The organism is Streptomyces sp. BE303 (assembly GCF_036290945.1).
Classification (GTDB): domain Bacteria; phylum Actinomycetota; class Actinomycetes; order Streptomycetales; family Streptomycetaceae; genus Kitasatospora.
The window spans coordinates 1-350 of the sequence record NZ_JAQYWZ010000044.1 but is presented as its reverse complement, the minus strand read 5'-3'; the positions used below and the strand labels follow the sequence as shown (position 1 = coordinate 350).

The following is a 350-nucleotide window of genomic DNA, read 5'->3' as shown; positions in this document are numbered from 1 at the left end:
GGAAGCCTGCTTCGAGATGAGCACTCCCACCTCCTTGAGAGGGTAAGGCTCCCAGTAGACGACTGGGTTGATAGGCCGGATATGGAAGCCCTGTGAGGGGTGGAGTTGACCGGTACTAATAGGCCGAGGGCTTGTCCTCAGTTGCTCGCGTCCACTGTGTTGTTCTGAAACAACGACCCCCACACGTCTGGTCACGGTGTGGGTGCGGTTGACAGTTTCATAGTGTTTCGGTGGTCATAGCGTGAGGGAAACGCCCGGTTACATTCCGAACCCGGAAGCTAAGCCTCACAGCGCCGATGGTACTGCAGGGGGGACCCTGTGGGAGAGTAGGACGCCGCCGAACAATCATT

At 57.7% G+C, this 350-nt stretch carries 2 rRNA genes; both read left to right on the top strand.

Features of this window, described 5'->3' with window-relative positions:
* A 23S ribosomal RNA gene (locus PUR56_RS00135) occupies positions 1 to 139 on the top strand; the annotation flags it as partial.
* 87 nt (positions 140 to 226) lie between these two features.
* Positions 227 to 343, top strand: a 5S ribosomal RNA gene (gene rrf, locus PUR56_RS00130).
* The last annotated feature ends 7 nt before the right edge of the window (positions 344 to 350 follow it).